Origin of the sequence: Chryseosolibacter histidinae, from assembly GCF_018598225.1 — a bacterium.
Lineage (GTDB): Bacteria > Bacteroidota > Bacteroidia > Cytophagales > Cyclobacteriaceae > Chryseosolibacter > Chryseosolibacter histidini.
This window is the reverse complement of record NZ_JAHESF010000001.1, coordinates 15,495-38,989: the sequence shown is the minus strand read 5'-3', so window position 1 is coordinate 38,989 and position 23,495 is coordinate 15,495. Positions and strand designations below refer to the sequence as shown.

Sequence of the window (23,495 nt, the reverse complement as noted above, 5' to 3'; positions counted from 1 at the left end):
AGATGTGGCAGCATCTTTTGATCCTTTTTATTTATATGCCGGGTGGTGGTAGTGTCAGGTCATCCGTTCGGGGTTAAAGTTTAAAGTTTCAGGTTTAAAGTTTTAAAGTTTAAGGTTTCAGGTTAGGGCATTTGCAGGGACCGGTATTTCGATTTCATTTGTTCGTTCTCGCTGAGCGTCACTGTTTTTTCGTCGATGCTGAACTGCACGGGCGAGGTCAGGGAAAGGGCTTTCAGCACCTGCTCCAGGCTCAGCTGCCGGATGCGTCCTGTGAAACGGTAATCCTTCAGCGACTCTTCACTGAACACTATTTTAATATCGTAAAGGCGTTCCAGCTTCACGGCAAATTCATTCAGCGATTCACCCTCTATCGAGAGCCATCCGTCTTTCCAGGACGTTTCGCGTTCGGCGTTGATCTTCTGATCTACCTTCACGGTAAAGCTGGCCTTTGATGGCGCCGCCGCACCTTTGTACAAGGTGAGCCTGTCATTGGGTGCCAATAGGATCTCATCCTTGGTTCCCGAGAGGTTGGCGCGTTTTACTTTCAGCGATCCGCGAACCAGTGTGGCCGTAGCCTTGTCATCGTCTTTGTAAGCTTTTATATTGAAGGCTGTTCCCAGCACGGCGATGTCGAACTGGTCTGTGTGCACGTTGAACGGCACCTTGTTCCTGATCACATCGAAGAAGGCCTCTCCTTCCAGCGCGATGTCACGGTTGTCTGTACCGAAGCTGTTGTTGAACGATACTTTGCTGCCTGCATTCAGCCACACCGTAGAGCTGTCGGGCAACGTCACCAGTGTTTTGGAACCCGTCGGTGCAACAATGGTGGTGAGAAATGGCTTGTCATTCTTTGAAAAATTTCCCCGCATACTTCTCCAGAGCAGCACAGACGCGATCAGAAACACGCTGATGGCCGCTGCGTAACGAAGCCACGGCCTGCCTTGTGAAACAGGCTCTTCCTGGTCCAGCCGCGCTTTCTCCATCACGATCTTCCAGTCGTTCTCCACATCGATCTGCCGGTAAGGCAATGCCTGGAGCCTTTCCCAATACAACTTCACCCGGGCAAAATCTTCCTGGAACAAACCGTCGTCTTTCAGCGCTTCCCATTCGGCCTGCTCTTCAGGCGTAAGGCTGTCGGTGAGTGCTTTTGCGGCGAGGTGCCATTTGCGGTCGTCAGGACTGTGCTTTTCCATAGTATAACTTAAAGGTCTTTATCGTGCGATGATCAGCTTCTGCGTGCTGGTTCTTCCGTTATCTTCGAAGCTCACCACATAGGTGCCCGCAGGAAGTGCAGCCACATCGAGGGTAACGGTCTGCGCTTCGCCCGAAGCAACATCAAAACGTTCGGTCAGCACAAGCCTTCCCATGAGGTCGCGCACCTGCAACGTTACTTCCCCGGCATCACGACGGGTCACCGTAAACGAAGCGTTGTCTTTGGCAGGATTGGGATAAGGAATGGAAAGGTTGTCTTCTCCGGCGTTGTTCTCAATGCCCAGGGGAACCGTAAAGGTAAAATCGAGAATCACCACACCACTGGCGGCGTTCTGCGGGCCTGCGAACGGATCGCCATAACCCGTCACGCGGATATAGATGTCTTCACCTTTGGCCACCGGGTATTCCGAGATCTTCGATTGGAGGATGCCCTCCGTTTCGTCGATGTTATCGTTGCAAGCCACCTGATCATATTTCTTGTTGTAGAATACGAGAATGGTGTTGAAAGCGCAGGCGGAAAGATCGGCGGTGATCCATCCGTCACGCGGTGCCTTGAAATGCCACCAGATGGAGTTCGAGCCGTCTTCCACACCACCGGGTGCACAATACGCCAGTGTTTCAATGGTGGGTTGTGGCATGGCCAGTACGTTGGAAGCGCCATAACGTCCCGAAGACGTGGTGATCTCGATAGCGTCAGAAAAATTATCGTTCTGCGGGATCGAAGGCACCACGCGGCGGGTGGCTGCAAAACCATTGACTGTAGTCCCGGACCTTGTACCGTCGATGGTCACGCCATCAAAAGTTACGTCAACTTCGGGATATGGATAAGTGGGCGTGTAGCTGGGATTCACCGTAAAGGTGAGCCAGAAATAGTTATTGCCCACAGGCAGATCGAGATCTCCATCGAATGAAAACTTTCCATCAACGTTTGCAGCTGTTCCGTAAACAATGTAACCAGAGGGGTCGCTGATCGCGATCAGTGATCGGTCCCACGTATAGTAAAGGGTGGCTTCCGTTATCTGCGCCGGGTCGAGGGTACCCTGCGATGTAAAATCAAGCGAGCTGATGTTCACCGTACCCTGGTCGCCGATCACGCGCACGTTCATGTACATGAAAGGAAGCTCAGGGGTCATGCTCACCGCCATGGGCGTTGGATACTCGTTGGCTACCAGCGCTTCGTGAAGTTTGGCATCTTGTAGCGGACGGACCCAGAGGTTATCGAGCCCGAACGAGTCAGAGATATCGAACTCACTCTCCGATACGTGGGTGGTCACGTGTACGAAGGCGATGTAAATGGTTTGTCCTGCATAAGCGGAAAGGTCGAGCTTCAGCGTCTGCCAGTTCTTGGGAAATTCATCTTCGGTGTACGTGGCCAGTGTATCTTCGAAGGCGTCGGGAGCATCAGCCGTGGTGGTTGAGATGAAGACATAGTACATGTCGCCGAAGCTTGTCCAGGTATCCTGCGAGCCGTCGAAGATCAGGTGGTCTCCGTCAGCGATCGGGATGGGCGGTGTGATGGCCCAGTCCTCGTCTTTTTCTCCGGTGCCAAATTCGGAGAGGCTGGAAAGGAAACGTGTTCCGAATCCCAAATACTGAATGGCTTTCCAACGCGAGGTGGGATCGGTGCCGCCATGCTGGTAAAAAGTCCATCCTTCGGGCATCTCCCCTTTCGGAACATTCTCGAAATCTTCAAAAAAAGTTGCCTGCTGTGCACGTACGGGAAGCGCCGCGGTGATTATCAGGGGCAGCACGATCCACATCCACCACCGGAGCGGCTTTTGAAGACTGAAATATTGGCACCGCTCAAAACCACGGCGCAGCGCAAAGTAGAGTTTCTGCATAGAAAATTCCTGGGCTTGTTGACTAAAACATCTTCCAGACAGGAAACCGGGGGGGCACCCTTAAACGAAGCGCAGTTTTTTTTTGCAGGCGGGAGAATGGGTTGCCAGTTGCCGGTTACCGGTTGCCAGTTTGGAGCGGTCTTGACTCGACGAGATATGTCATCGATAATGAATTGAAACACGAAAGTAAAGATTATTCTACCCGAACTGGCAACTGGCAACTGGTAACGATTCCATTCGAAGCCATCACAGGCTCGCAGCAACAAACCAGAGTACGGAGATCAATATCTCCCGCAAACGTTTCAGGGCTATGGTGATCTGGGCTTCTACGGTCTTCACCGATACACCGAGCTTGGTGGCGATGGCCTGGTTGCTGAGCTTTTCGGTGCGGCTGAGAAAGAAGATCTGCCGGCACTTTTCCGGGAGGTTGTCGATGGCGTTCATTAGAAGCGCTTCCTGTTCTGCTGCCATCATGTGCTCCAGCGCGTTATCGGCAGTGCGCTCGGGGCTGCGGTAATCTTGCAGTCGCTGCTGTGCTACTTTATTTGTTTCCAGGTAATTCAGGCATGCGTTGCGCACACCACGGTACAGATAGGTCTTCAGTGAGAATTGTATCTCCAGCAGCGATTGCCGGGACCAGAGGCGGATAAAGAACTCCTGTGTGATCTCCTTGGCTTCTTCCACCTCGCCCACATATTTCATGGCAAACAACGTCAACGGCCTGTAATAACGGTCGAAGATCAGTTTAAAAGCCCGCTCATCATGCTGCTGTAATAGCCGGACCAATTCCTCATCAGAATTCGCATTCAACTTTCCGTACACCTTTAATAATTTACCAGATGGGCTCTGTCTGGCCTTAAATTATTAAAAAAAATAGAAATGAGACATGAGATGTTAGATATGAGACCCGCTACCCACCGGTATTTATCTCAAATCGCATGTCTCAAATGTGATATCTACCCTAAAAAAAGGGAGGGCAGCCTCCACAGCCGCCCTTTGCTCCCTAACCCAATATCTAGATATGAGATGTGAGACATGAGACCCGGCACCTGTCGGGGCGCATGTTCCTCGTCTCAAATCTCATGTCTCAAATCTCACATCTATTTACACTGTTTGATTACATTATTCTCCGGATAACTAAAACGGTTGTCCACCAGCCACCGGGCTTTGTAGATCTTCAGGCCTTTCTGATAAAATATCGAGTTGCCGTTGGCGTCGATCACCTCGTCGGTCCACCATTGCTCTTTGGGCTTGATCACGATGGTGGGCAGGCCCGGAGCGGATGAAACACTTTTTATGTTCGGCTGGAGCACGTTGGCCTGTTTTACAGTCTTTGTTGCCACGTCGAACTTATACACGTTCGTGGTGTTGGTGAACCACAAGGCGCGCTCGTCGTAAACCGGGAAGAGGTCATGCGCTTCGGTGCCGGGCAGGTCGATTGTCTCCACCAGTGTCAGGTCAGGGCTTCCACAGCTGAAATTGTAGGTAAACACTTTCATCCTGGCCATCGCCGCTGTCCACAGGCGTTGGTTCTGATGATCCCACACCACGTTGTGCCCGAACTCGATGGTGATGTTCCTGCTGAATACATTCTCCGGAAAGCTCACGGTATCAACCTTGAAGAGCGTCATAAAATTGCCTGTGCTGCTGGCGCTCACAATGTTGCCATCGGGCAGCATCTCGGCCGAATGGGTGTTCCCTCCCGCATAGGCGTAGAACATGGTTTTTTTGTCGGCAATGCGTACCAGTGCCACACCACCACCCGATGCGGTTGCAAGAATGTACTTACCATTGTACACCGGTTTGGCGTCGCTGATGTTGCTGAACCACTTCACGTGATCGGCTTTGACACCGTTGGCGGGTTTCCAATCCCAGATAATGGTCCTGGAGTCCACATCGGCGATGACGATCCGGCTATCGCTTTGCTCCGCGAGCACGATGCATTTTTTACATTCGGCAACCGACGCCGGTGGATCGGGATCTTTGTCGGTATCCGGCTTCGTTGATGGCACAGCCGCCGGATCATCGCCACACCCGAGACATGCAGACAGCATGGTTGCGTACAATAATTTCTTCAGCATAAAAAATCCGAATAGCATATCTTTTTATCGTTTAGTCGTAGTCGTCGGACCACTGCGCTCAGGCCCACGCGCCGGCAGTGGTCTGACGACTATTCATTACCCGCCGTACTGATCGTTCTGGCTCAGGTTCGGGTTGCGGTCGCGCTGCACCTGCGGCACGGGCCACCAGTAATCACGCGCGGCGTTGAAGACACGGGTATCCACTGCCGAGTTAGCGGAATTGTAGATCTTCGTGTTCATCACCGTTTCAGCAGTCTTCCATCTTCTGATATCGTTGTAATAGTAACCTTCACCTGCAAATTCTATCCTTCTTTCATGGCGGATGATCTCACGCATCTCATCTTTCGTTTTTCCGGCAGGCACCTGGTACGGGTTAAGTCCTGCACGCTGGCGCACGCTGTTGATGGCGCTGTACACAGAAGCATCGGGACCTACAGCTTCGTTCTGCGCTTCAGCATACATCAGCAGCACATCGGCATAACGAAGCACCATGTAATTGGTCTCTGAACGACCGCCGGCAACCTGTGTTGCAGCAGCAGCATCGTACACGGTATATTTCTTGATAGCGTAACCGGTGATCTGGAAACGTGATGTTGTAACGGTCGCCCCCTGGAAAACATCACCAGGAAAAACGATGGTCTGGTAAAACCTCGGATCACGGTTGGCGTAAGGCGTGGCAGGGTTATACAACGGTGACACTGATTGCGGAAGACCGTCGCTCATTTCATAAGCTTCGATCAGGTCCTGTACGGGGGCATTGTCATTGAACTGGCTGCCCACCACATCAAAGGAGCTTCCGAGCTCGGGGATCTTGAACTGCACATCGAAAATCGTTTCCTGCTTGCCTTCATTGGCGGGAAGGAACAATTGACGATAGTTGTTGAACAGGCCGTAACCCGCTGCAGTGAGATCCATCACCGCCTTGGCTGCATTGGCTGCTGCCTGCCATTTGGCGAGGTCGCCGCTGGTGTTGACCAACGGGCTCGCTTCAAATAACAGCACACGTGCTTTCAAGGCAAGGGCGGCACCTTTTGTTGCCCTTCCGATGTCGGTGGTGGCGGTGTATTTGACAGGAAGTACATCTGCCGCCTCATTCAGGTCTTGCACCACCTGGGCCATGATCTCTGCATGCGGTGTTCTCGGCAGCAGAGCCTGATCGATGTTCGGTTCGTTCAGGATCAGCGGTGCATCCATATAATAAGTAGCCAGCAAAGAGTAGTACAACGCGCGCAGAAACTTTGCCTCGCCTTTCATACGCTCTTTCAGCGCATTGTCCATCGGCACATTGTCGATGTTGGCCAGCAGCGCATTGCAGCGGCCGATGCCAGAATAAGCATGATTCCAACGGTTGGTAATGATCGTTGAATTGCTGGGGGTTTGCGTGCCGCTCGCGATCACGTCAAAGCCCATCCTGTCGTTATAGTTGTAAGTGTTGGGTGTCGCTGTTTCTTCCAGCAGCGGCGTGGCCTCACCTCCGTAGATCCCATCGTTGCGCAGCACGGCATAACATCCCGTAAGGCCGGCCGTGGCGTTCTTCTCGGAAGTCCAGAAGCTCTCTTCCGTATAACGGTCATTGGGTCTTGTATTCAGTGATTCGTCGGAGCAGCCCACCATCAGCAGGGCACCGAGCATGAATGTATATATCGTTTTTTTCATTGTGATCTCGTGTTAGAATGTTGCGTTGATACCGAAGCTGTAGGTCTTCAAGGAAGGATACTCGTACAGGTTGTCGTTCTTGATGCTCTTCTCAGGATCGAACTGGTCGAACTTGGTGAACGTGATCAGGTTCTCGCCGTTGGCAAACACCGAAAGTTTGCGCAGCGAAAGTTTGGAGATCCATTGCTCAGGGAAGTCGTACTTCAGCTGAATGTTCTTCAGACGCAGGTAAGAAGCATCGCGCAGCCAGAAAGTAGACGACACGAAGTTTTCCGTTGCTGTGCTGGTCGTGAGGATCGGAAGCCTTGCACCGGTATTCTCGGGTGTCCATGAATCGGTAGCCCACTCTTTCGTAACACCCGCGCCATTGTTGAACGGGATCATGAAGTTGGCGGTCGGCAGGATGTTAATGCCCTGCACGCCCTGGAAGAAAGTGGTGAGGTTGAACCGCTTGTATCCAACATTAATGTTGAAGCTGTAGTTATACTTGGGAATGGAGCTTCCGGTAACGATGCGGTCGTCGCCATCAATGGTGTTGTCGCCGTCGTAGTTTGTGTACTTGAGGTATCCGGGTTTCACATTGTTGCTGAGCTTCACACTGCCGGCAACTTCATCGTCAGTCTGGTAGATCCCTTCAGCATGGTATATGTAATAAGCGTCTATCGGGTATCCTTCTTTCAGGATCCTCGGACCGCTGATCACCTGCTCGCCATTGAGGTCTACGATCTCGTTCTTCACATACGCTACGGATGCTGAAACCGAATAACGGAAGTCGTTGATATCGCGACGGTGCGACAGTGTGAGCTCGTAACCGGTATTATCTACCGTGCCGATATTGCGCTGGGGAGCGCCAAGGTTACCCACCTGAGAAGGAATGGCCACGCCACGAAGGATATCTTCCGTACGTTTCTTGAACACATCGAGTGTCACGCCGATCAGGCCATTGGCACCTTCGAAGTCAACACCCGCATTGTAGGTGGTGGTGGTCTCCCAGGTAATGCTGGGGTCATTGTAGGTAGTCACGGCAGCGCCGGGAACAACGGTGTTGCCAAAAGTATAATCCTGTCCAAGGTTCACCGTGTTCAGGTAGCGGTGCAACGCGGCATCGCGGTCAAGGTTTCCAAGCTGTCCCCATGAAGCGCGGAGCTTCAGTGCACTGATGAACGATACATCCTGCAGGAATGCCTCCTGGTCCATACGCCATGCGGCGGATACTGCCGGGAAGAAACCCCAGCGGTTGCCAGGTGCAAACCTTGAAGAACCGTCGATACGGAACATGGCCTCCAACAGGTATTTTTCATTGAAGCCGTAATTCACGCGGCCGAAGTACGAGGCGATCTTTTCATTGGTAACCGCGCCTGTAGCCGCAGGGTTTGTGGCACCCGCGTTCAGGTCGGTAAGCGTGTTATCGAAATAACCTTCCATCTTGCCGCTGAAGTAGCTGTCGTCATAGTTCTGGTAGCTCTGACCGATCATGGCCGTAACGCTGTGCTTATCCGCAAACAACTTATCCCAGGTCAGGGTCTGGTAGAACGTATAGTTCATGTTGTTGTCGTTGTAGTTGTACGAATACGGGTTATTGTTGTAAACGTTCTGTACACCCGTTTTAGGATTGAAGGTCGAGATGAGCGGAATGAACTGGCGGGCCGATCCGTCGGTCTTGTCAACACCGAAGTTCACACTGTACATCAGGTTGAAGGGCAGCTGATAATCGGCGAAGATCTTGGTGAACACGCGCTGAACGGCATGCACGTTGCTTCCTTCCTTCAGCAGCATGAGCGGGTTCTCGATGGTGTTCCTTCCAGGCGTGGCAAATACAACGCTGCCGTACCTTCCGTCAGGATGATAAGGTGTGAAGATCGGAAGCACCCGCATGAAGCGGTTCATGTAATAGCTTGTACCATACGAAGGCTCGGTGTACTTGCGGTAGTTACCAACCAGGTTCGCGCCTACTTTCAGCTTTTCGCTGACCTGTGAGCTTACGTTGAGATTCAGGGAATAACGGTTAGCGTGATTGGCCTCGAGGAACACACCATCCTGGTCCATGTACCCGAGCGACAGGCTGTACGTTGTTTTCTCATTGCCACCTGAGAACCGCAGGTTGTGCTGTTGCAGGTATCCGTCTTTCAGCAGGTAGTCGAACCAGTTGATGTTCGGGTAGATCATCGGATCGGTAGCCATGCCAGCGCGATACTCGTCGATCTGTGCCTGTGTATAAGTGATGGCCTGGCCCTGGTTGATCAGAGCCTGGTTCCTCAATTCCATATACTGGATCGGGTCCCATACCACGTCCGGCAGGAAAGTAGTTTGCTGAATGCCGTGTGAGAAGCTGTAAGTCACTTCAGACGATTCCTTCTTGCCTGATTTTAAGGTCACGAGGATCACACCGTTCGCGGCACGTGAACCGTAGATGGCTGCCGACGCGTCTTTCAGCACCGTAATGGTCTCGATGTCGTTAGGGTTGATCTCATTCATATCGTACTCGATACCGTTCACCAGCACCAGGGGAGCGCTGCTGTTCGTGGTACCGAGGCCCCTGATGCGGATGGAAGCATTGTCCTGTCCGGGTTTGCCACCCGCCTGGTTCACCCAGAGACCGGGAACACCATGCAGGGCCTGGCTGGCGTTGGTAGTAGGTGTGTTCTGCTTCACGCTCATGTCAAGTGTAGACACCGCCGCAGTGAGGTTGGCTCTTTTTTGCTCGCCATAACCTACCACCACCACTTCGTCGAGCATGCTGATATCCGGATCGAGCATCACCGTGACCTGGGTCTCGGCGGTTACCGTTACTTCTTTCTTTGCATATCCGATGTACGAGAACTGCAGCACGGCACCTTCTGAAACACGGATGCTGAAATTACCATCAGCATCGGTCACCGTACCGGAAGAAGTTCCCTTTACCAGCACCGATACCCCGGGAACAGTAGCGTTGTCGTCAGACGACAAGACCTTTCCCGACAGGATCCTCTCCTGGGCAACGCTGTCGGTAAAGACCAGCAGCAGCGCAAGGCAACAGCATCCCGCCGCCATCAGCTTTTTCCAATTGAACAGTAAATTTAACTCCATAGCATAGTTAGTTTTAGTGAATCCATTTATTTGACTTAATTATCGATTACGATCTCATCGGCATACATCCATGTTTTTCCACCGGCGTTTACCTGTGGCTGTGCCGATACCCGGATATACCGCACCTGTTTTTCATCGACGGAAACAGGAAACGCCTGCGAGCCTTTTTCTGAAGGCTGCGTCTTCAATATTTTTGTTTCTACCGTGGTATAATTTTTCCCGTCGGCGGATACCATGTAGGATAATATTGCGGGCACAAATGCGAGCGCGTCAGGATTATGCATGAACGAGGCGCGGATCCCTTTTACATTCACTGGCTCGCCGAGATCGATGGTGACCACCATCTCCTTACCGTAGTAACCCGTCCATTCGCCGTCGCGGAAATTCGCACTTCCCGTGAGGTTGTTCACCAGCGCTTTGTTGCCCGCCACTGGTCTACGATCAGGGTTGGTATCGAACGTGATGTTTTTACCCGAAGCTTTGTTGAGCACGATCGAACGTGTGGTGGTCGCTCCCACCTGTTTACCGTTCACAAAAGAGGCTGCCTTCAGGATCAGTGGTTTCTGTGTAGTAAGGGCCGCAGAATAGCGTGTTGACCTGGAACCAGGCTCAGTGCCATCAGTAGTATAGCGGATCTCCGCTCCTGCCACATCGTTGTACAATGAAACAGTAACAGAAGAAGCATCGGGCACTATGTTATAACGCACCTGGTAAGCGCTCAGCGAATGGTTGATCCCTGCGGCCTTGTAACGCTGATACTCCACCTGCATACGTTTTGCAAAGTCATCGAAGCTCTTGTTACGTGGTTCCGTCCACACCACCTCGGCCAGGGCTGCCAGGCGGGGCATCATCATGTATTCCGCGCGGTTGAGATCGGCGATGTATTCCGTCCACACATTGGCCTGCGATCCAAGTATGTATTTCGACTCTTCCTTCGTAAGTCCCGCCGGCACCGGATCATACGCATAAACATCGCGCAGCGCATTCATGCCACCGATGGTGAGCGGCTCGTTGGCGGGATCGCCCTGATAGTAGTCTGTATATGCAGGATTGCGCGGCGTCATCACCACACCATGATGCTGCTTGGCTGCCGTGATGCCGCCAATGATACCACGCCACGACATCACCATGGCATTCGGGGCGAGGCCTCCTTCCAGGATCTCATCCCAGCCAATGATGTTTTTATTCTTCGTGAGCAGAAAGTTCTCGATGCGTTTGATGAAGTAGCTCTGCAATCCATGCTCGTCTTTCAGGTTCTCCTGGCTGATGCGGGCCTGGCATTTCGCACAGGATTTCCAACGTACTTTAGGACACTCGTCTCCACCGATATGGATCAGCGCGCTGGGAAACAGGTCGGCAACTTCTGAAAGTACATCCTGTAAAAAAGTGAAGGTCTGCTCATTACCGGCGCAGTAAACATCTTCGTGTACACCCCAGTTCTGCGATACTTTGAAAGGACCGCCCGTGCACGACAGCTCCGGGTAGGCGGCGAGCGCTGCAACGGAGTGGCCAGGCATCTCGATCTCGGGAATAACTGTGATGTAACGCGCTGCCGCATAGGCGATGATCTCGCGCACCTGCTCTTGCGTGTAATATCCGCCGTGTTTTTTTCCATCGTACTGGCGGGGTTGATCATTCAGGTGTCCCACAATGCTGGCATCACGCCAGGCACTGGTGCTCGTGAGCTCAGGGTACTTTTTGATCTCGATGCGCCATCCCTGGTCTTCCGTCAGGTGCCACTGAAAGGTGTTCAGCTTATACATCACCATGTAATCGATCATCTTTTTCACATCTTCCACCGGAAAGAAGTAACGCCCCGCATCCAGCATCATACCCCTCCAGGTGTGGCGCGGCTTGTCGATGATCTCCACAGCAGGCAGCGAAACCTTCTTTTGTGATGAGGATGGCAACAGCTGCGCGATGGTCTGCAGCCCGTAAAAGATGCCCGAGGTGTGCGTAGCATTAAGCGTTGCACGTTGCTTATCGATTTTCAGCCAGTAGCCTTCTTTTCCAAGCGAGTCGGGCGCGTGCGTGGTACTGAGAATAATGGTATTGGTGGTTTCGCCTGCTCCTTTATTGATAACACGGATGGGATATCCGGTAACGGTCTGCAGGCGGGCGGCCAGCAGGTTGCCAAGACGTTTCATTTCGGGATTCGACGCGTCTACCTGGATCGTTGTAGTGGACGAGATCGTGAACGCACCCTCTGAGATGGACACGCTTTGTGGCCTGGGGATGATGGCCAGCGTACGATCGGCCATAGAAGAACGATGTTGAGCCAGGAGGCCGGAACCGAAGAATGTGAGTGCAAGAAGCAGGACCGTACGGTTAAAAAATGGCTTCATAAAAGCGGCGCATATTAGGCGCGCTGCTGAAACAGTTTTGTGATATCGGATGCCTTTGATTGCCAATGCAAGGTTTTTAACGGTTTGTATTTATTTCAACTGATTACGCTCACTCGGGTCAAAAGCAGCGAAATCGAAATATTATGAAACCAAACTTCGTTAAACGGATTTATAAAATCAAAGCAGATTTGATAAAAGGTGGGCGTACACGCAAAAATTAATTCAACAATAATATCAAATTATTCAAATTTTAATAAGTGTTTGCGCACACTCTGGCTTAAAATAAAAATCTTCAAAATGTTTCGTTTGCATTCCTTTTTGTCCTAACAACCAGTATCTTGTACCCCTGAGACCTATATCGTTTGAAAAACAAGATTGTTCGCATCAAAGACATTGCGGAAAAAGCTGGGGTATCACCCGGCACCGTAGACCGTGTGCTTCACAACCGGGGTCGTGTTTCGGATGAGGCACGCACCAAGATCCTGGGCATTGTCAAGGAACTGAAGTATGAGCCGAATCTCAGCGCCAGGGTACTTGGTACGAACCGCCTCTACAGGCTGGCTGCGCTGATCCCTGATGCGTCTGTCGACTTCTATTGGGATGCGCCGCGACGGGGTGTGGAAAAAGCTGAAAGCGATCTGAAACAATACGGTATTGCCGTTGAGCAGTATATCTTCGATCCTTATAATGTAGACTCCTTTCTCGACAAAGCTTCCCAGGTCAGCGAAGCCAATCCTGATGGCATCCTGGTAGCGCCGATCTACTACCGCGAGGCCCTTCCCTTTTTCCAGGACTGGAGCGCAAGATCCATTCCTTTTGTACTGTTCAACACACAATTATCGGATTATAACCCGCTGAGCTATATCGGACAGGATTCTTACCAGAGCGGTATGCTCGCTGGCAAGCTGGCACATTACGGGCAAGGCACATCAGGCACCATCCTGCTCGCCCACATCGACGAGGACATCAGCAACTCTGCCCACCTCATCCGCAAAGAGCAGGGCTTCAACGACTACTTCAAACAGAACGGGCTGTCACAATACAACATCATCCGCGCCGAGCTCAACCGTGCGGACCTCTCAGGGTTTCACTACGGTCTCGATAGCCTCATGGCCTCTCACCCTGACCTGAAAAGCATCTACATCACGTCATCAAAAGCCTATACGGTAGCCACCTACCTCGAGCAGAAAGACATCACCGGCATCAACCTCATCGGTTATGACCTGCTGCCTGAAAACATCGATTATGTGAACAAGGGAATCATCCGGTTTCTCATCAACCAGAATTCAAAAGGCCAGGGATACTGGGGCATTTACCAGCTCACCCACCACCTCGCCCTGAAACGGGCCGTAGACTCGGTTAAGTACTTACCGCTTGATATTGTGACGAAGGAAAATATTGAGTACTATATAGACAAGGAGTAAAGGCTAGGAGTCAGAAGTCAGGAAGCCAGGAGTCAGGAGGGGTTACGGTAACTGAGTTACCACTTTAAGACAAAAGCTACAATCGTTTTTAATTTATAGATAGACTAACAGGAGTTCAGAATACACAAACGCATTCAATTAATACGTGTTTTCATTTCGAAGGCCTTCTTACTTCTGGCTCCTGGCTTCTAGTTAAACCACCGTAACTTTAACCCCAAGGCTCTCCAGAGTCTTCACCGTATTATCCGATATCCCGCTATCGGTAATGATCTGGTCAATTTCATCCAACCCGCAGATCCGGCCGAAGCCGCGTTTGCCGAATTTGGTGGAGTCTACCAGCAGGATGGTCTTCTGCGAGACCTTGATCATTTTCTGGTTCAGGTGGGCTTCCATTGCATTGGTGGTGGTGAGCCCAAACTCGAGGTCGATGCCATCCACACCCAGGAAGAATTTACTGCAAAAGAAATCAGCCAGGATATTTTCAGCATAGGCGCCGGTCACCGATGACGAGCTTTTGCGCAGCATGCCACCGAGTTGCAGGATCTCGATATTCGGAGGCCGCATCAGCGCCAGCGCCACGTTGAGCGCCGACGTGATCACCGTCAGGTTGTCTTTGGGCTGAATGCTGCGTGCCATGGCCAGCACCGTAGTGCCTGAAGCGATGATGATCGAGTCGTTGTTCTCTACCAGCGCAGCCGCAGCCTCACCGATCTTCATTTTTTCGGCCGATTGGAATTTCTCCTTCTCGTTAACGGGCCTGTCGATCGTATAAGGGTTGTTGATGGTGGCACCGCCGTGGGTCCGGAACAACAAGCTCTTCTCCTCCAGCAACTTGAGGTCTTTGCGGATGGTCACCGATGAAACGTTCAGTTGCTTGCAAAGGTCCACCACGTTGAGGTAGCCCTGTCCCTGGAGTGCGTTCAGAATATACTGATGCCTTTCAGCATTGCTCATGAGCTGGTCGCTTATAGTTGAAAACCCGTCAATTTAAGTGTAAAGCGCCTATCTGCAAAAGGCCTTTAAAACCGTTCAAAGGTCGCTGAAAATTTCGAATACTTTCGAATAATTTCATATAATTGCGTTTAACTTCGATTTATATCTATTTTACCGATAATTACAGCTGATGCTCTCCAATAATAAAAAGCCAGTGAAACGCGCCGGCCTGCTGCACGAGGTAGCGCAGGAAGCCCTGTGGGATGTGTTGATTGTGGGTGGCGGCGCGACGGGCCTGGGCGCAGCAGTAGATGCCGCCTCGCGCGGTTATAAAACGCTGTTGCTGGAGCAGGCCGACTTTGCCAAGGGAACCTCGAGCCGCAGCACCAAGCTCGTGCACGGTGGCGTGCGATACCTGGCACAGGGAAACATCAGCCTCGTCTACGATGCTTTGCGCGAACGTGGACTGCTGCGTGAGAATGCGCCGCACCTGGTGAAGGCACAGTCTTTCATCATTCCCTGCTATAGCTGGTTTGCGTTGCTGAAGTATTTTATCGGCCTTACTATTTACGATTGGATGGCAGGGCGCTACAGCTTCGGCAGGTCAAAATATCTTTCAACGGAAGACGTGATCAAAGCCATGCCCGAGATCAATGAAAAAGGATTGAAGGGCGGTATCGAATACTTTGACGGACAGTTCGACGATGCACGCCTGGCGATAGACCTGGCTACCACGAGCCTGGAGCATGACGGCATCCTGCTGAACTACATGAAAGTGACGGGGCTGACCAAAGATGCGAATGGAAAAGTGAACGGCGTGGTGGCCACCGAGCTCGAGCAGGGCAAAGAATACAGGATCAGAGCAAAAGCAGTGATCAATGCCACGGGCGTGTTTGTAGACGACATCCTGCGCCTCGACACTCCTTCGCGAAAGCCACTGGTCCGCCCGAGCCAGGGTGTGCATGTGGTGCTCGACAGGTCGTTCCTCAACAGCGACCATGCCCTCATGATCCCGCAAACCTCAGACGGACGTGTGCTGTTTGCCGTACCGTGGCACAACCACGTGCTGGTAGGAACAACGGATACGCCACTGGATGAACACTCTCCCGAACCCCGGGCACTCGATGCGGAGATCAATTTTATCCTATCCACCGCCGGAAAATACCTCGACCGCATTCCCCGGAAGTCAGACGTGCTCAGTGTGTTCGCAGGGCTGCGTCCCCTCGCCTATCCCGAAAAAAATACCAGCAGCACCAAAGAGATCTCGCGCGATCATAAGCTGATGGTCTCTGAGTCGGGATTGATCACCATTACTGGCGGAAAGTGGACCACCTACCGGAAGATGGCAGAAGAGGTGATCAACAAGGCGGTCAGTGTCGGCACCCTGCACTTGGCCCCCTGTGTCACACGCACCCTGCATATCCATGGCTACACGGCAACACCGAAAGACAACAGCCTGGGGGTGTACGGCGCTGATGAAGCGCAGCTCCGCGAGCTGATGAAGGAAGTACCTGCCTATGCGGAAAAACTGCATCCTGACTTCCCTTACACCAAAGCGCAGGTGATCTGGGCAGCCCGGTACGAGATGGCCCGCACCGTTGAAGATGTGCTTGCCCGCAGGCTCCGCATCCTGTTCCTCAACGCCGCTGCCGCGCAGGAGATGGCCACTGCAACGGCATCGCTGCTCGCACAGGAACTCGGCCGTAATGAAGCCTGGGAACAGGCACAGGTGGAAGCCTTCGGCATGCTGGCCGCGCAGTACATCCTCACGTCACAGAGGTCGTCACGGACCGGGGAAGAGAATCAGAACCATTCCTATCTATCCAACGCTATATAAATGAACCGTTACATCCTGGCCCTCGATCAGGGCACTACGAGCTCGAGAGCAATCGTTTTCAATAAACAGGGCAGCATCGTTTCCATGGCTCAGCGCGAGTTTACCCAGCATTACCCGCAACCGGGATGGGTGGAGCACGATGCCCGGGAAATATGGTCTACCCAGATCGCCGTAGCCACCGAGGCCATCCTGAAAGCCGGCCTTACCTCTGCCGACATCCAGGCCATTGGCATCACCAACCAACGCGAGACCACCGTGGTGTGGGACAGGCAGACTGGCGAACCCGTTCATCACGCCATTGTGTGGCAGGACAGGCGTACCTCCGCGTACTGCGATGAGCTGAAACAGCAGGGGCTGGAAAAAATGATCCGGCAAAAGACCGGGCTGATGACCGATGCTTATTTCTCAGCCACCAAGATCAAATGGATCCTCGACAACGTGGCGGGTGCCCGGGAGAAAGCCAATGCGGGCAGGCTCGCTTTTGGCACCATCGATTCGTGGCTGGTGTGGAAGCTGACCTCCGGCGCTGTGCATGTTACAGACGTCACCAATGCTTCACGCACGATGCTCTTCAACATCAACACCCTGCAGTGGGACGATGAGCTGCTGAAGCTCTTTACCATCCCCCGCAGCATGTTGCCCGAAGTAAAATCATCGAGCGAAGTTTATGGCACCACCTCCGGCAATGTGCTGGCCGCCAGGATCCCGATCGCGGGCATCGCGGGAGATCAGCAGGCTGCGCTGTTCGGTCAGATGTGCACCACTACTGGCATGGTCAAGAACACCTATGGCACGGGTTGCTTCATGCTGATGAACATCGGCGATAAACCGATCATCTCGGGCAACAACCTGGTGACAACGGTGGCGTGGCAGATCAACGGAAAGGTACAATATGCGCTGGAAGGCAGCATTTTCATTGCAGGGGCCGTAGTGCAATGGCTGAGAGACGGGCTTGGCATCATCAGGTCGTCGTCAGAGATAGAACCGCTGGCCAGGAAGGTGTCGGGCACTGACGGCGTGTACCTCGTTCCCGCTTTTACAGGTCTTGGTGCGCCGCATTGGGATCAGCATGCACGGGGAACCATCATCGGCATCACCCGCGGCACCACCGCTGCCCACCTTGCCCGCGCCGCGCTGGAGAGCATCGCCTTCCAGACCATGGACGTGCTGAAAGCGATGGAAGCCGACTCGAAGTTGCCCGTACGTGAGCTTCGTGTAGACGGCGGCGCCACTGCCAATGACCTGCTCATGCAATTCCAGTCGGACCTCCTGAATACAAAAGTGATCCGCCCGGAAGTGACGGAGATCACCGCCATCGGTGCAGCGTACCTGGCCGGGCTCGCCACAGGTTTCTGGGGAAGCATTGAAGAGATCAGCGTACAATGGAAGATCAACCGGAGCTTCGAGCCAGCTGCCATCGGCGATACTACCGAAAGACTTGACGGATGGAACAGGGCGGTGCGTGCTGCCAGGCTTTGTGTGAATAGTTGACAATTGACAATAAAACAGTTGACAACGGTTCGGATAAATAAGACTAGGCTTTTTCAATCGATTTAAAAAAACGCTTGACATTTTACCTCACATATTGTCAATTGCCTTTTGTCAATTGTCAATTTGATATCAAGAAACCAGACTAAACCTTAATAGCATGAATGCATTCACAGCAGAAATCATCGGCACGATGTTCCTGATCCTACTGGGCAATGGAGTGGTGGCCAACGTTGTGCTTCCCAAAACGAAGGGGAACAGTGGCGGATGGATCGTGATCACAACGGCTTGGGCGCTGGCGGTATTCACCGGCGTGGTGATCGCAGCACCTTACAGCGGAGCACACCTCAACCCGGCCGTGACGTTGGGTCTGGCGGTGGCCGGCAAGTTCAACTGGGCTGACGTGCCTCTCTTCATCCTCGCGCAGTTCATCGGCGCCATGCTCGGTGCATTCCTGGTGTGGGGGATCTACAAGGACCATTTCGCCTCCTCTTCCGATCCCGACCTGAAATTCGCCGCCTTCGGCACGGCACCTGCCATCCGGAACACCACCTCCAACCTGATCAGCGAGATCATCGGCACCTTCGTGCTCATCTTTGTGATCTTTTACTTTACAGGCGCGGAGCTCGGATCAGACAAAACTCCTGTAGGACTGGGGTCTCTCGGCGCGATACCGGTAACGTTCCTGGTATGGGCCATCGGCTTGTCGCTGGGCGGAACCACAGGTTATGCCATCAACCCGGCGCGCGACCTCGGTCCCCGCATCGTTCACAGCCTTCTCCCCATTCCCGGAAAGGGCAGCAGCAACTGGGGTTATGCCTGGATCCCCGTGATCGGTCCTGTGATCGGGGCAGTGCTGGCAGCGTTGTTGTATTCGATACTGAAATAAAAAAGAAGCCAGGAGCCAGGAGTAAGGAGCCAGGAGTCCGTACCTCGTATTTCGTACCTCGTACTTAAACCCTGCACTTGAAAGCGTGCCTACCGCGGCCATTGATAACATTACCATAATCGTTAGAGAAGACTAACGAAGTATATTGCAACTATGATAGAGATGAAAAAACATTTGACATTCCTTACCGTGAGCTTATGCGCAGTGCTGTTTGTGTTTGCGGATTGTGCCGCACAGAAGAAAAAAAGCTGGAAGGGCGCGCCGCTTCCGAAGTTTGCCAGGGAAGGTCATCGCGGCACACGGGGCCTGATGCCGGAGAATACAATTCCATCCATGATCCGCGCCATCGCCGAAGGAGCCAACATCATCGAAGTAGACATCTATACCACCCGCGACGGCCAGGTGATCGTCACCCACGATCCCTACATCAACCGCGAGTTCTCGCTCACGGCTGAAGGCCAGGAGATCCCCGAGGCCGACGCCCGCAAGTACATCGTTCACCATATGGATTATGCCGAGGTCCGGAAGTTCGACGTAGGCTCCAAACCTTACGCAGCCTATCCGCAGCAAAAGAAGATCCGCACCTACATCCCCACGTTCGCAGAGCTGATCGACTCCGTTGAGCAATACACCAAAAGTCATAAGCTGCCTGGCACCATCTACAACATCGAACTGAAAACCTCCGTGAAATACGACAGTATCTACAACGCCAAACCCAAAGTGCTGGTCGATGCGGTCATGGACATCGTGAAGCAGAAAAACATCGGCAATCGTTTTTACATCCAGTCGTTCGACGTAAGACCTTTGCAGGTAGTACATCAGGATTATCCCGGCGTGACCATCGGCTTTTTAACCGGAGACGCCAAAAAAACACCGGCCCAAAACATCACCGAACTGGGATTTTATCCTGACATCTACAGCCCGCAATACAAGCTGGTAACCCCCCAGATGAAACAGGAATGCAAGCAGCACAAGATGAGACTGATCCCCTGGACGGTGAACACCACTGAAGAGATGCAGAGTCTGATTTCCATCGGCGTAGATGGGATCATTACGGATTATCCGGATCGGCTGATGAAAATAGCCGGTAATCGGTAAACAGTATTCGGCAATTGGTCATCGGTATTACCTGATTACTGATTACTGATTACTGATCACTGATCACCGCTTTACTTCTATTTTCCACCCCTCCCCACTTCCAACGCCGTGCTTCGCTGCGAAACTTCCCTGGTTAATACCCAGCGCGAGGTTCAGAAGACTGTTAAGATACGCAACGGGTGCTCCTTCGGGTACGGCGGCGAAGGTAGCGCCATAGATAACATTGCCTTCGAAGACCTGTCGGCCGTTCTCGGTGATGCGGATGTGAAGCTGGTCACCATGTTTGGCGTTGAGCCTGGCAAAAGTTTGCTGGTCGATGTTGGTCCATACGTTGCCGTATTGAATATCGAGGATATCGATGTTGCCGGCGATGGTTCCGTTGGTGAACACCGGTTTCTGATAGGCGAGCCGGATGATGTCTGAGTTCAGCGGCGCCCCTACTTCATCGAAGCGAATGACGCCTGCCGCCAGTCGCGCGCCGGTGTAAGCATAAACGTCGCGGCCATGAAAGGTGTACGACTGCTGTGAGTTCTTCAGCCTGTTCTTGCGTTCATCGATCTCCCTCACCGCTTCGATGCCCAGGGTTTCGCTGATGAGGGTAAGCGTGCCGTTGTCAGGGGTAACGAAGTAGTGCCCTGTTTTTGTTTTGAGCACGATCGACTTCCGCTCCGAGCCCACGCCAGGGTCGACCACCGAAACGAACACAGTGCCCTGCGGCCAGTAGGGTGCGGTCTGGTTGAGGCGATAGGCGGCCTCCCAGATGTTGTAGGCTGGGATCTCGTGGGTGATGTCGAAGATGTCGAGCTCTTTGGATACACCATAGGCAACACCTTTCATGGCACCCACAGCGCCGTCTTTGAGACCAAAATCAGATTGGAATACGAGCGCCCCGGACTGGGCCACCACTCCGGAGGCCCACAGGCAAATGACGAGAACAAGAACAGGATACTTCATACCGGAAATTTCGATGGCGGATCCCAGATTTCAAATTTCTGATTAGATTTAAAGGTTATGAGCTTCGTGAAAAATGTGTGGAAGAAGGCCAAAAGGATCTTCATTATCCTCTTTATCGCCCAACTGGTTTATATCATCGTGCTGAAATGGGTGTTCCCTCCTATCACGTTCACACAGCTCAGCAACTGGGTCAGTGGCAACGGCCTGAAAAGGGATTACGTGGACTGGAACGAGATCTCGCCCGATATGAAGCTGGCAGTGATCGCTTCGGAAGACCAGTTGTTCATCGAGCATAACGGCTTCGACTGGAACAGCATTGAAAAGGCCCTCAAGCACAACCAGCGAAAACCCAAACGTGTGCGGGGTGCCTCCACCATCAGCCAGCAGGTAGCCAAGAACGTATTTCTCTGGAACGGCAGGTCGTGGTTCAGAAAAGGCCTGGAAGTGTACTTCACCTTCATGATCGAAAAGCTCTGGGGCAAAAAACGCATCCTCGAAGTATACCTCAATGTGGCGGAGATGGGCAAAGGTGTATTCGGGGCTGAAGCGGCAGCACGCCAGAACTTTAAGAAGTCGGCCAAAAAGCTCAACCGTACGGAGGCCGCACAGATCGCAGCCTGCCTGCCCAATCCTAAAAAGTACACCATCAAACCATTGTCAGCAGCAGTACGCCGGCGCTCCCCCTGGATCCAGCAGCAGATGCTGAACCTCGGTCCAGATAAGGCGGTAGTGGCGCTGCTGACGGACAACAAGCAAAAGCCTAAGAGCAGGAAATAGCTTGCAACCGATTCTCATATCTCATATCTCAAGTCTCATATCTATTTTTTCCTTACCTTTGCGGCTTGATCTTTTCACAACATCATGATTGCAGCAAATAACTTATCGCTCCAGTTCGGTAAACGGGTACTTTTTGATCAGGTGAACATCAAGTTCACGGGGGGAAACTGCTATGGCGTCATTGGCGCTAACGGGGCAGGGAAATCGACTTTTTTGAAAATACTGGCGGGCGATATAGACCCTACGGGCGGTAACGTAACGATAGAGCCCGGCAAGCGGATGGCGGTGCTCCGTCAGAACCACTATGCCTTTGATGAGATCCCCGTGCTGGATGCTGTGATCATGGGCCACAACAAGCTGTGGAGCCTCATGCAGGAGAAAGATGCCATTTATGCAAAGCCCGACTTCTCGGAAGAAGATGGCATCAGGGCCTCCGAGCTGGAAGCAGAGTTTGCAGAGATGAACGGCTGGAACGCCCAGTCAGACGCCGCGGCCCTGCTGAGCGGCCTTGGCATTCCTGAAGAAGATCATTACAAGCTCACCAAAGAGTTGAGCGGCAGCCAGAAGGTAAGGGTGCTGCTGGCGCAGGCCATCTATGGAAACCCCGACATCCTCATCCTCGACGAACCTACCAACGACCTTGACCTCCAGACCATCACCTGGCTCGAAGACTTCCTGCTCGAGTTCAAGAACACTGTGATCGTTGTATCGCACGACAGGCACTTCCTGGACACCGTGTGTACCCATATCGTGGATATCGACTTCAAGGCGGTGAAGCTCTACACTGGTAACTATACGTTCTGGTATCAGTCGAGCCAGCTTGCGCTTTCACAACGTTCGGCAGCCAATAAGAAGGCCGAGGAAAAGAAGAAAGAGCTGCAGGAGTTCATTGCCCGCTTCAGCGCCAATGCCTCGAAATCACGTCAGGCTACCAGCCGGAGAAAGCTGCTCGAGAAGATCAACGTCGACGATATCCAGCCTTCCAACAGAAGATACCCCGCCATCATCTTCCAGCAGAAACGTACTGCCGGAGACCAGATCCTGCAGGTGGAGAACCTCAGCTATTCTACGGGCGGATCCACGCTGTTCAGCAACCTCGATTTCTTCGTGAACAAGGGCGACAAGATCGCCTTCCTGAGCAAAGACGGCCTGGCCATCACTTCACTGTTCAGGGTCCTGGCCGGTGAGCTGAAGGCTACTAAAGGTGAGTTCAGGTTCGGACAGACCATTACGCCTGCATACCTGCCCTCCAACAACGAAGCTTATTTCCAAACAGACGACAACCTCATCGACTGGCTGAGACAATATGCGGAAGAAGGCAACAAGGATGAAGTATATGTCCGGGGGTTCCTCGGCAAGATGTTGTTCTCCGGCGAGGAGGTTTTCAAAAAAGCCAACGTGCTCTCCGGTGGTGAGAAGGTGCGTTGCATGATCTCGCGGGTGATGCTGGCGGGTGCCAACCTGCTGATCCTCGACGAGCCTACCAACCACCTTGACCTGGAGTCGATCACGGCCTTCAACAACGCTTTGAAAGATTTTCCCGGCTCTGTGTTGTTCACTTCTCACGATCATGAGTTCACCCAGACCGTGGCCAACCGCATCATCGAGATCACTCCCAACGGGTTTATCGACCGGTTGATGAGCTACGATGAATACATTGATAATGAGAAGGTTGCGGAGCAAAAACTGGCACTCTACGCATAGCCTGACGCGCATGCCCGCGCGCAGTTGACAATGGGTCAATGGGCAGTTGACAACGTGTGGTGTCAATGACTTCAGCATCGTTTCAATTGAAATGATGACCGGACAAACACCGCCTGTTGTCAACTGTTCACTTGTTAACTGTCAACTTCTTCCTCCTCTTTCACGACTACCTTCACGTGCAAACACCACT

The 23,495-nt window shown here is 52.6% G+C and carries 16 protein-coding genes; 7 read left to right on the top strand and 9 right to left on the bottom strand.

Features of this window, described 5'->3' with window-relative positions:
* Window positions 1–122: 122 nt before the first annotated feature.
* The 7 genes from KK083_RS00145 to KK083_RS00115 form a co-directional block, all read right to left on the bottom strand.
* On the bottom strand, window positions 123–1,193 hold the full coding sequence (locus KK083_RS00145) for a FecR family protein (protein ID WP_254158725.1): 1,071 nt from the start codon (window positions 1,191–1,193) through the stop codon (window positions 123–125).
* Window positions 1,194–1,211: 18 nt separating this feature from the next.
* On the bottom strand, window positions 1,212–3,053 hold the full coding sequence (locus KK083_RS00140; protein ID WP_254158723.1) for a T9SS-dependent choice-of-anchor J family protein: 1,842 nt from the start codon (window positions 3,051–3,053) through the stop codon (window positions 1,212–1,214).
* A gap of 246 nt (window positions 3,054–3,299) precedes the next feature.
* Complete coding sequence (locus tag KK083_RS00135; RefSeq protein WP_254158721.1) at window positions 3,300–3,863, bottom strand: RNA polymerase sigma-70 factor; 564 nt, start codon at window positions 3,861–3,863, stop codon at window positions 3,300–3,302.
* A gap of 290 nt (window positions 3,864–4,153) precedes the next feature.
* Entirely contained in the window at window positions 4,154–5,152 is a 999-nt protein-coding gene (locus KK083_RS00130) for a DUF6528 family protein (RefSeq protein WP_254158719.1), read from the bottom strand.
* A gap of 78 nt (window positions 5,153–5,230) precedes the next feature.
* Window positions 5,231–6,790 carry a RagB/SusD family nutrient uptake outer membrane protein gene (locus KK083_RS00125; protein ID WP_254158717.1) on the bottom strand — a complete coding sequence of 520 codons (1,560 nt, stop codon included), beginning with the start codon at window positions 6,788–6,790 and terminating at the stop codon, window positions 5,231–5,233.
* A 12-nt stretch (window positions 6,791–6,802) separates the two neighbouring features.
* Window positions 6,803–9,856: a SusC/RagA family TonB-linked outer membrane protein gene (locus KK083_RS00120; protein ID WP_254158715.1), complete on the bottom strand. Its 3,054-nt coding sequence runs from the start codon at window positions 9,854–9,856 to the stop codon at window positions 6,803–6,805.
* A 35-nt stretch (window positions 9,857–9,891) separates the two neighbouring features.
* A complete protein-coding gene (locus KK083_RS00115) occupies window positions 9,892–12,117 on the bottom strand; it encodes a glycoside hydrolase family 20 protein (RefSeq protein ID WP_254158713.1) in 2,226 nt (741 codons plus the stop codon).
* A gap of 446 nt (window positions 12,118–12,563) precedes the next feature.
* Between KK083_RS00115 and KK083_RS00110 the strand changes: the two genes are divergently transcribed.
* Window positions 12,564–13,625, top strand: a complete 1,062-nt coding sequence (locus tag KK083_RS00110; protein ID WP_254158711.1) for a substrate-binding domain-containing protein — start codon at window positions 12,564–12,566, stop codon at window positions 13,623–13,625.
* Window positions 13,626–13,817: 192 nt separating this feature from the next.
* Here the strand turns inward: KK083_RS00110 and KK083_RS00105 are convergent, their stop codons facing one another.
* A complete protein-coding gene (locus KK083_RS00105; protein ID WP_254158709.1) occupies window positions 13,818–14,579 on the bottom strand; it encodes a DeoR/GlpR family DNA-binding transcription regulator in 762 nt (253 codons plus the stop codon).
* A 169-nt stretch (window positions 14,580–14,748) separates the two neighbouring features.
* On the opposite strand from KK083_RS00105, the gene KK083_RS00100 reads away from it, so the two are divergent.
* The 4 genes from KK083_RS00100 (at window position 14,749) to KK083_RS00085 (ending at window position 19,870) form a co-directional block, all read left to right on the top strand.
* Entirely contained in the window at window positions 14,749–16,395 is a 1,647-nt protein-coding gene (locus tag KK083_RS00100; RefSeq protein ID WP_254158708.1) for a glycerol-3-phosphate dehydrogenase/oxidase, read from the top strand.
* A complete protein-coding gene (glpK, locus tag KK083_RS00095) occupies window positions 16,396–17,886 on the top strand; it encodes a glycerol kinase GlpK (RefSeq protein WP_254158706.1) in 1,491 nt (496 codons plus the stop codon). It abuts the gene before it with no gap.
* A gap of 157 nt (window positions 17,887–18,043) precedes the next feature.
* Complete coding sequence (locus tag KK083_RS00090; RefSeq protein ID WP_254158704.1) at window positions 18,044–18,772, top strand: MIP/aquaporin family protein; 729 nt, start codon at window positions 18,044–18,046, stop codon at window positions 18,770–18,772.
* Window positions 18,773–18,934: 162 nt separating this feature from the next.
* Window positions 18,935–19,870, top strand: a complete 936-nt coding sequence (locus KK083_RS00085; RefSeq protein WP_254158702.1) for a glycerophosphodiester phosphodiesterase family protein — start codon at window positions 18,935–18,937, stop codon at window positions 19,868–19,870.
* A 63-nt stretch (window positions 19,871–19,933) separates the two neighbouring features.
* Here KK083_RS00085 and KK083_RS00080 read toward each other — a convergent pair whose 3' ends face one another.
* Entirely contained in the window at window positions 19,934–20,824 is an 891-nt protein-coding gene (locus KK083_RS00080) for an SAM hydrolase/SAM-dependent halogenase family protein (RefSeq protein ID WP_254158700.1), read from the bottom strand.
* 57 nt (window positions 20,825–20,881) lie between these two features.
* On the opposite strand from KK083_RS00080, the gene mtgA reads away from it, so the two are divergent.
* The gene (gene mtgA / locus KK083_RS00075) at window positions 20,882–21,601 is read left to right on the top strand and encodes a monofunctional biosynthetic peptidoglycan transglycosylase (protein ID WP_254158698.1); all 720 of its coding nucleotides are present in this window, start codon (window positions 20,882–20,884) and stop codon (window positions 21,599–21,601) included.
* Window positions 21,602–21,685: 84 nt separating this feature from the next.
* Window positions 21,686–23,305 carry an ABC-F family ATP-binding cassette domain-containing protein gene (locus KK083_RS00070; RefSeq protein ID WP_254158696.1) on the top strand — a complete coding sequence of 540 codons (1,620 nt, stop codon included), beginning with the start codon at window positions 21,686–21,688 and terminating at the stop codon, window positions 23,303–23,305.
* The last annotated feature ends 190 nt before the right edge of the window (window positions 23,306–23,495 follow it).